Source organism: Robertkochia sediminum (genome assembly GCF_016786255.1).
In the GTDB taxonomy this organism is placed as follows: Bacteria; Bacteroidota; Bacteroidia; order Flavobacteriales; family Flavobacteriaceae; genus Robertkochia; species Robertkochia sediminum.
On the sequence record NZ_JADMKT010000077.1, the window covers coordinates 313,617 to 322,643 of the forward strand.

Genomic DNA, 9,027 nt, shown 5'->3' on the forward strand with positions numbered 1-9,027 from the left:
AGTCCTCTTTCGCTAAAGCTTCAGAGGATTAAAGGTAATAAGTAACAAGTAATAGGTGTGTCAGTTCGAGTGCCGGAGCGGAGCGACGGTGTATCGAGAACTATTAGGAAAAGGGTAAAGAGGTGAAGAGGTGAAGAGGTGAAGGGGATTATAGATGATAAATTGTGAATTGTGAATGGTGAATTGGGAATGGTGAATTGGGAATGGTGAATTGGGAATGGTGAATTGGGAATGGTGAATGGGGAATGGTATATCGTGAATGGTAAATCGTGAAAACCAAGAATTGAAAACCGAGCACTGACCACCGGGAACCAAGAACCAGGAGAAAAGAGCCAAGAGCAAAGAACCAAGAGCAAAGAACCAAGAACCGTGAACCTATAACTGAAAACTTATAACTAACCACCGACCACCGAGAACCGAGAACCGAAAACCGATAACTAAACACTAACAACTAAAAACTTTATAACCTCGTAACCGCATAACCCGTAACCCGTAACTCAATAACATGAAACAACTCATCAACATCATTTTCGTCATTATCGACCCTCCGCCGGATCGATACAGCAGCCTATTGTTTTTACCAGCCTGTATCCTTCCAACCGATACAGGTTTTTTTGTACCTAAAATCAAAGAGATCAGGAATTTTAAACGCTTGAGCATTAAACAATTTCAATGCATAACTAACTGATTTGCAATAACTTAAAACTGTTAAAGCACGTTTGGGTTTAACCCCTTGAGCGAAAAGGACTTCAGTTAGGAAATAGGTAAAAATATTTTTGAAGTGCTTAAATGAATCAAAAAATCAATACTAAAGTGGAACTCAATAAATTCAGTAAATGTGTCACCCAGGATCCTACGCAACCGGCAGCTCAGGCCATGTTGCACGCCCTGGGTCTCGACGATAACGATTTAAAAAAACCTTTTGTGGGGATCGCCTCTACCGGATACGAGGGGAATCCCTGTAATATGCACCTTAACGACCTTTCTGTTCATGTAAAGAAAGGGGTGGAGAGTGAAGAGCTTGTCGGACTCGTATTCAATACCATCGGGGTGAGCGACGGGATCTCCATGGGAACACCGGGAATGCGTTATTCCCTCCCTTCCCGTGATGTGATCGCCGATTCTATGGAAACCGTAGTACGTGCCATGTCATACGACGGGATGGTGACCGTGGTAGGGTGCGATAAGAACATGCCCGGAGCTATGATGGCCATGCTTCGCCTTAACCGTCCGTCGGTACTCGTTTACGGAGGGACCATCTCAGCAGGATGCCATAACGGGAAAAAACTCGATGTGGTTTCAGCCTTCGAAGCTTGGGGACAACAGGTGGCGGGAAGTATCACCAAGGAAGAATTCCAAGCTGTGGTGCACAAGGCGTGTCCCGGTGCCGGAGCCTGTGGTGGGATGTATACGGCCAATACCATGGCATCGGCCATAGAGGCGCTTGGGATGTCGTTGCCTTATAACTCTTCGACCCCGGCAGTAGGTTCTTCTAAAGAAAAAGAATGCGAAAAGGCGGGAGCAGCGATGCGACTCCTGCTCGAAAAAGATATCAAGCCCCGCGATATCGTCACCCGCAAGGCCATGGAGAATGCGATCAGGCTGGTTACGGTACTTGGTGGTTCTACCAATGCCGTGCTACACTTTTTAGCGATAGCACGTGCTGCCGAGATCGATTTCACCCTTGCCGATATTCAGCATATCAGCGATACCACGCCTTTCCTTGCCGACCTTAAACCCAGCGGGAAGTACGTTATGGAAGACCTCCACAAGGTTGGGGGAGTGCCTGCGGTATTAAAGTATATGCTGAAGAAAGGGATGCTTCACGGCGATTGCCTTACGGTAACCGGGAAGACCCTGGCCGAAAATCTGCTGGATGTGGAAGACCTCCACGAAGGTCAGGATGTGATCAAGCCGGTGGAAGCTCCCGTAAAAGCTACCGGACACCTGAGGATCCTTAAGGGGAACCTCGCCGAAGAAGGTGCTGTGGCTAAGATCACCGGAAAGGAAGGACTCGCTTTTAGCGGTCCGGCACGGGTGTTCAATGGGGAATATGAGGCCAATGACGGGATTCGCGACGGACTCGTTCAAAAAGGAGAAGTCGTTGTTATTCGCTATGAAGGGCCTAAGGGCGGACCGGGTATGCCGGAAATGCTGAAGCCTACGGCGGCCATTATGGGTGCCGGACTTGGGAAGGATGTAGCGCTGATCACCGATGGTCGTTTCTCCGGAGGGTCTCACGGATTCGTAGTGGGACACGTATCACCGGAAGCGCAGACCGGTGGTGCCATCGCGCTGGTAAAAGATGGAGATGTGATCACTATCGATGCGGTAAAAAATACCATTACCCTGGAAGTTTCGCAGGAGGAACTCGCCAAGCGAAAAGAACAATGGAAAGCTCCCCAGTTAAAGGTCAAGAGTGGGGTGCTTTATAAATACGCCAGAACGGTGTCATCGGCCTCCAAAGGCTGTGTGACCGACGAGTTCTAAACCACACCATTAGCTAACAACAGTATTAACTGACCTTGAATTATGGAAACAAAAACCATCAAGAAACACACCAGCAAGTCGGTTCCCCATATGCGGGTAACCGGAGCCGAAGCAGTGATGCACTGCTTGCTTGCAGAGGGGGTAAACACCCTCTACGGCTACCCCGGCGGGGCCATTATGCCGGTGTATGACGAGCTGTACAAATTTCAGGATCGTCTGCATCACGTACTTACCCGTCATGAGCAGGGTGCGATTCACGCTGCCCAGGGTTTTGCCCGCGTATCGGGAAAGGTAGGGGTATGTATGGCGACCTCCGGACCCGGGGCCACCAACCTGGTTACCGGACTGGCCGATGCGCAGATCGATTCGACGCCCTTGGTGTGTATCACCGGGCAAGTACCACGTCACCTCCTGGGGTCTGATGCCTTCCAGGAAACCGATATCGTGGGTATCTCTATGCCGGTAACCAAATGGAACTACCAGATCACCAAAGCTTCAGAGATCCCGGAGATCATGGCTAAGGCTTTCTATATTGCCAGATCCGGACGTCCGGGGCCGGTGCTTATCGATATCACCAAGAATGCCCAGTTCGAAGAGTTCGATTTTGAATACAGCACCTGTACCGGGGTTCGCAGCTATAAGCCTGTACCCGGGATCGATTCACGCCAGATCGTAGCGGCAGCCGAAGCTATAAATAACGCTAAGCGTCCGTTTATCGTATGGGGACAAGGCATCCTTTTAGGAAAGGCAGAAGCCGAACTTAAAGCTGTGGTAGAAAAGGCCGGGATTCCTGCTGCGTGGACCATCCTGGGGGCATCAGCGCTGCCATCAGACCATCCGCTTAATGTGGGGATGGTAGGGATGCACGGCAATTACGCGCCCAATATGCTCACCAACGAGTGTGATGTACTTATTGCCTTAGGGATGCGTTTTGACGACCGCGTAACCGGAGACCTGAACACCTATGCCAAACAGGCTAAGGTGTTGCATTTTGAGATCGACCCGGCCGAGGTCGATAAGAACGTAAAGGCCGATGTGCCCGTATTGGGGAATGTAAAAGACAGCCTTTCTATGTTGCTTCCTCTGCTGGAGGAGAAAAAGCACGAGGCCTGGCACGACCGGTTCAAAGCGCATTACGCTACCGAATTCGAGGCGGTGATCGATCACGACCTGAACCCTCAAAAAGAAGGGATGACTATGGGAGAGGTGATCAAAGGCATTAACAAGGCGGCCCATAATAAGGCGGTCATGGTGACCGATGTAGGGCAGCACCAGATGATCACCTGCAGGTATGCCAAATTCGAAGAGAGTCATAGTAATATCACTTCCGGCGGACTGGGAACTATGGGCTTTGGATTGCCTGCAGCCATAGGAGCCAAAATGGGCGCCCCCGAGAGGGAGGTCGTAGCCGTGATCGGAGATGGAGGCTACCAGATGACCATTCAGGAACTGGGGACCATTCATCAAACCGGAGTACCAGTGAAGATCGTGGTGCTCAACAACGGCTTCCTCGGTATGGTGCGCCAGTGGCAGCAGCTCTTTTTTGACAAGCGTTACGCCTCGACCACCATGGTGAATCCGGATTTTGTGACCATCGCCAAAGGCTATCATATTCCGGCAGAAAAGGTTTCAAAAAGAGAAGATCTGGAAGGAGCTATCGAAAGAATGATCAAAAGTGAAACAGCCTATTTCCTGGAAGTGGAGGTAGAGAAGGAAGACAATGTGTTCCCGATGATCCCCAGCGGGGCTTCTGTTTCTGAAGTGCGACTAAAATAAGTTAAACAGGATACAACATGGAAGAAGCAAGAATATATACCATATCTGTTTACACAGAGAACACCGTAGGCCTGTTGAACAGGATCTCCGGGATCTTCGTAAAGCGTCATATCAATATCGAGAGCATCAATGTTTCCGGGTCGGAGATCGATGATGTGAAGCGATTTGTGATCGTGGTACGCACCACCGAAAAGTGGGTGAATAATATCGTCGGACAGATCGAAAAGCAGATCGACGTGATCAAGGCGTATTACCACAATGATGAGGAAACCATCTTTCTGGAAACGGCCCTGTTCAAGATCGCCTCACATTTGCTCTTTGACGAGCGACAGATCCAGAACATCATCAAGGACAGTCATTCGGAGATCGTTACCGTTTCCCGTGATTTCTTCGTGATCTCCAAGTCGGGGAGAAGGGAAGAGATCGAGAACCTCTATGAAGAGCTCAAGCCCTATGGCATTATGCAGTTCGTAAGATCGGGAAGGGTTTCTGTTTCCAAATCGCAAATGGAGATCTCCTCGCTTTTAAAAGAATTCGTGCACTAATACAGCATATTAAAAACAAACGGTGTCGCAAGAACTTAAGATACCTCAGATCGAAAGATCGCAGATAAAAAGATTAACCAATAACAGAAAACACATTAGTAATGTCAAACTATTTTAATACCCTGAGCAGGGAAGAACAACTGGAACAGTTAGGAGTATGTGAATTTATGGATCGCGCTGAGTTTGCCGCGGGTGCCGGGGCCTTAAAAGGAAAAAAGGTCGTTATCGTAGGATGCGGAGCTCAAGGGCTTAACCAAGGACTCAATATGCGCGATAGCGGACTCGATATCTCTTATGCGCTGCGTAAAGGTGCGATCGAAGAGAAACGCGCTTCCTATCGCAATGCAACCGAGAACGGATTCACAGTAGGTACCTATGAGGAATTGATCCCCGATGCCGACCTGGTATGTAACCTCACACCGGATAAGCAGCATACTGCCGTAGTAAAACAGGTGATGCCCCTTATGAAGGAAGGTGCAGCCCTTTCATACTCCCACGGTTTCAATATTGTAGAAGAAGGCATGAAAGTACGTGAAGACCTTACCGTGATCATGGTGGCACCTAAGTGTCCGGGATCTGAAGTAAGGGAAGAATACAAACGCGGATTCGGGGTGCCTACCCTTATTGCCGTGCATCCGGAGAACGATCCGAATGGCGAAGGTCTGGAGCTGGCTAAAGCCTATGCTTCGGCTACCGGTGGTGACCGTGCAGGGGTGCTTAGATCGTCTTTTGTTGCCGAAGTGAAATCGGATCTTATGGGAGAGCAGACCATTCTTTGCGGACTCCTTCAGACGGGTTCAATCCTGAGCTTTGAGAAGATGGTAGAGAAAGGTATCGAGCCTGCCTATGCTTCAAAACTCATCCAGTACGGATGGGAGACCATTACCGAAGCGCTTAAGCACGGAGGGATCACCCAGATGATGGACCGCCTGGAGCCTGCTTCAAGAGTGAAGGCGTATGAACTTTCAGAGACACTGAAAGGTATCATGAGGCCACTCTTTGAAAAACATATGGACGATATCATGACCGGAAAATTCTCATCGACCATGATGGAAGACTGGGCCAATGACGATAAGAACCTGCTTACCTGGCGTAAGGCTACCGGAGAGACTGCCTTTGAAAAGACTCCGGCAGGTGAAATGCCTATTAGCGAGCAGGAATATTTTGATCACGGAGTGCTTATGGTGGCTTTCGTTAAGAGTGGGGTAGAGCTCGCCTTCGAAACCATGACCGCTGCGGGGATCAAAGCAGAATCGGCTTATTACGAGTCCCTGCATGAGACCCCGCTTATCGCCAATACCATTGCGCGTAAGAAACTCTTTGAAATGAACAGGGTGATCTCCGATACGGCCGAGTACGGATGTTACCTGTTCGACCATGCGTGTAAGCCGTTGCTTAAAGACTTTATGGCTGCCGTAGAAACCGATGTGATCGGAAAGGCTTTTAAAGGTGAAGCTCCGGAAGCCGCTAAGGTGGAAGCCGTTGATGCTTCGGTACGCGCTCACGATATCGAGAAAGTAGGGGCTACCCTGCGCGGGTCGATGACCGCGATGAAGAAGTTGGTATTTGAACATTAAAAACAGGGAAACCTATGGCAGCAGTATCATGTACAATGCCTGCGTTAGCCGATGTTAGAAGAGCTGCAGCCACCCTCGAAGGGGTGGCTGCAGTTACTCCCCTGATGTTGAGTCGCAGGTACTCCAAAATGTATGAAGCGAAGGTGATGATGAAGCGGGAAGACCTGCAGGAAGTACGTTCGTATAAGATAAGAGGGGCGTATAACAAAATGCGTTCTCTAGATGAAACCCAGCGAAACCGCGGGGTGGTTTGTGCCTCCGCAGGAAATCATTCCCAGGGGGTGGCTTTTTCCTGCCGTGAACTGGGGATCAAAGGGATCATTTTCATGCCGGCGCCAACGCCTGCCCAAAAGGTGGATCAGGTGCGGATGTTCGGGGAAGACCAGGTAGAGATCGTGCTCACCGGGGATACCTTTGACGATGCCTATAAGGCCGCTATGGCTTATTGTGATGCCAACGATATGGTGTTCGTTCACCCTTTTGATGACGAAAAGGTGATCGAAGGACAGGCAACCGTGGGCCTGGAGATCCTGGAGCAAACCAAAGACCACCTCGATTACCTCTTTGTACCTGTGGGTGGGGGCGGACTCATTTCCGGGATCCTTAGTGTTTTTCACCTGCTGTCGCCTAAAACAAAGATCATAGGGGTGGAACCCGAAGGAGCGCCCTCTATGAAAACCTCCCTGCAGAACGGGGTAAATACCGAACTGGGTCATATCGATAAGTTTATCGATGGTGCCGCCGTGCAAAAGGTCGGACATCGCAATTTTGAGATCTGCAAAGGCCTTTTGCATGAAATGGTAACCGTAGCCGAAGGCAGGGTATGTCAGGAGATCCTTGATCTGTACAACAAGGACGCTATCGTGGTGGAGCCCGCCGGAGCACTAACCTTATCGGCTTTATCACAATACGCCGAGGAGATATGCGGGAAGAATGTGGTATGCGTGGTGAGCGGAAGCAATAACGACATTACCCGTACAGCCGAGATCAAAGAACGTGCATTGCTCTATGCGCGATTAAAGCATTATTTTATCGTTCGTTTCCCTCAAAGGGCAGGAGCCTTGAAGGAGTTCGTAGCCGAGATCCTGGGACCCAGTGATGACATTACCTATTTTCAGTACGCCAAAAAGCACGCTAAAGAGAACGGTCCCGCCGTGGTAGGTATCGAACTCAAGGAAGAGACCGATCTTGAACCCCTGGTAGCCCGGATGAAGGCCAGAAACTTTTACGGCGATTACCTGAATAATAAGCCCGATCTGTTTCAGTATTTAGTGTGATGGGTTACGAGTTACGAGTTACGGGTTACAGGTTACTAGTTTGAGCATGCCTGAATAAGGTTGCCCTATTTCGGGTTAATATTTTATCTCTAATGTTTCCCTTTGCTTTACAGATAAGCTTTTAAGGTGTTTTTCAAATTCCATAGGTTTCATGTTTTTTAATGAACCATGGGGGCGCTCATAATTGTAAAGATAGATCCATTTATCCATTAATGAACGTGCCTGGGTTAAACTGATATTGATGTTATCAAAGTTGATGTACTCGTTCTTTAAGACACCATTTAAAGATTCTGCATGAGCATTCTCCCAGGCTTTTCCTCCCATACTCGGATTAATCTTAAAGATGTCATATAGCCTTCTCATTTCCTTACTTCCATACTGTGAGCCTCGATCAGAATGAAAAACAAGTTGCTTTCGCTCGTTTTCACTTAAACCTTTTAAAGCATCTTTCAAGCTGGGAAGCACCGTTTCTTCCGTCTCCATGGTCTTGGACAAGGACCAGCCTTTGATCACTTTTGAATACACATCCTGGATCAATGTCAGATAGTAAAACTGTTTATATCCTACCGGGATATAAGTGATATCGCTTACCCAGAGCTGATGTCTGTCGTTCAGCATCTTTCCCGATAACAGATTTTCATATCGATATCCTCCAGCATAGGTCGTACGGCGATAACTGCGTTTTCTGGGCACCCTGAAGCCTTCATTAAGCAACAATGCTTCCACACGATCTCTACCCATTCCCTTGGGGCGGATCTCATCGTAGAGCTTTCTACAGCCCATTTTAGTGTGATCCTTTCGAAGCTCCGAAGCCATTGCTATGACATACCGTTTGGTAGCCTCCTGAGCTTTTGAACGGGCTAACCGCTTATAAAATGCCTGTTTGGTGATCCCTATCATAGCATACAGATCGTTCATCTTGTAGCTATGCGACGATTTGTCCTCACGAAAACGCGCTATGACCGTCGTTTGGACTTTTTTTCAATATCCACTCCTAGTTCAGAAGAGGCCACATCAACCACCTGCTCCAGGTAGTCGATCCGCATTTGTTTTTGCCCTAAAGCACGCTCCAACTCCGCTATGCGCTGCTGAAGCTCTTTGTTCTTTTGAGAAATACTCTTCTTTTCCACCACGACTCGGGTTTGATTTTTATAAAGATCGGAATATTTCCGTAACCATTTATAAATGGCCGCAGGGCTTACCTGATAAATCCTGGACACTTGACTTACGCCTACTTTTCCAGATTCAATTTGCTTGACCAGATCCAATTTCAGATCCAGATCAAAAGTCCTCTTAGTTGCTACTTTTTTCATCGTTTAAAAAGGTTGTGAAAAAAGGCAACCTATATCAGGCGGAGTCAGT

Annotated in this window: 7 protein-coding genes; 5 read left to right on the forward strand and 2 right to left on the reverse strand. The window is 48.5% G+C overall.

Annotation, left to right across the window (positions count from 1 at the left end):
- Positions 1–813 precede the first annotated feature (813 nt).
- From ilvD to ilvA, 5 genes are all read left to right on the forward strand, one after another.
- Positions 814–2,490, forward strand: coding sequence for a dihydroxy-acid dehydratase (gene ilvD / locus IS446_RS11275; protein WP_203060776.1), 1,677 nt, complete (start codon positions 814–816; stop codon positions 2,488–2,490).
- Positions 2,491–2,532: 42 nt separating this feature from the next.
- Positions 2,533–4,266: a biosynthetic-type acetolactate synthase large subunit gene (gene ilvB / locus IS446_RS11280; RefSeq protein ID WP_203060750.1), complete on the forward strand. Its 1,734-nt coding sequence runs from the start codon at positions 2,533–2,535 to the stop codon at positions 4,264–4,266.
- A gap of 17 nt (positions 4,267–4,283) precedes the next feature.
- Positions 4,284–4,811, forward strand: a complete 528-nt coding sequence (gene ilvN, locus IS446_RS11285; RefSeq protein ID WP_203060752.1) for an acetolactate synthase small subunit — start codon at positions 4,284–4,286, stop codon at positions 4,809–4,811.
- A 101-nt stretch (positions 4,812–4,912) separates the two neighbouring features.
- Complete coding sequence (gene ilvC, locus IS446_RS11290) at positions 4,913–6,388, forward strand: ketol-acid reductoisomerase (protein WP_203060754.1); 1,476 nt, start codon at positions 4,913–4,915, stop codon at positions 6,386–6,388.
- Positions 6,389–6,402: 14 nt separating this feature from the next.
- Positions 6,403–7,665 (forward strand): threonine ammonia-lyase IlvA, encoded by a 1,263-nt coding sequence (gene ilvA, locus IS446_RS11295; RefSeq protein ID WP_235996480.1) that lies wholly within the window; start codon positions 6,403–6,405, stop codon positions 7,663–7,665.
- 75 nt (positions 7,666–7,740) lie between these two features.
- Here the strand turns inward: ilvA and IS446_RS11300 are convergent, their stop codons facing one another.
- On the reverse strand, positions 7,741–8,625 hold the full coding sequence (locus IS446_RS11300) for an IS3 family transposase (protein ID WP_317192146.1): 885 nt from the start codon (positions 8,623–8,625) through the stop codon (positions 7,741–7,743).
- Positions 8,622–8,978: a transposase gene (locus tag IS446_RS11305; protein ID WP_203057171.1), complete on the reverse strand. Its 357-nt coding sequence runs from the start codon at positions 8,976–8,978 to the stop codon at positions 8,622–8,624. The genes IS446_RS11300 and IS446_RS11305 overlap by 4 nt, the downstream gene beginning before the upstream one ends.
- Between the last annotated feature and the right edge of the window lie 49 nt (positions 8,979–9,027).

Coding starts and splice junctions, on each gene's coding strand:
- ilvB (WP_203060750.1), top strand. CDS start 2,533: ATGGAAACAAAAACCATCAAGAAACACACCAGCAAGTCGGTTCCCCAT.
- ilvN (WP_203060752.1), top strand. CDS start 4,284: ATGGAAGAAGCAAGAATATATACCATATCTGTTTACACAGAGAACACC.
- ilvC (WP_203060754.1), top strand. CDS start 4,913: ATGTCAAACTATTTTAATACCCTGAGCAGGGAAGAACAACTGGAACAG.
- ilvA (WP_235996480.1), top strand. CDS start 6,403: ATGGCAGCAGTATCATGTACAATGCCTGCGTTAGCCGATGTTAGAAGA.
- IS446_RS11305 (WP_203057171.1), bottom strand. CDS start 8,978: ATGAAAAAAGTAGCAACTAAGAGGACTTTTGATCTGGATCTGAAATTG.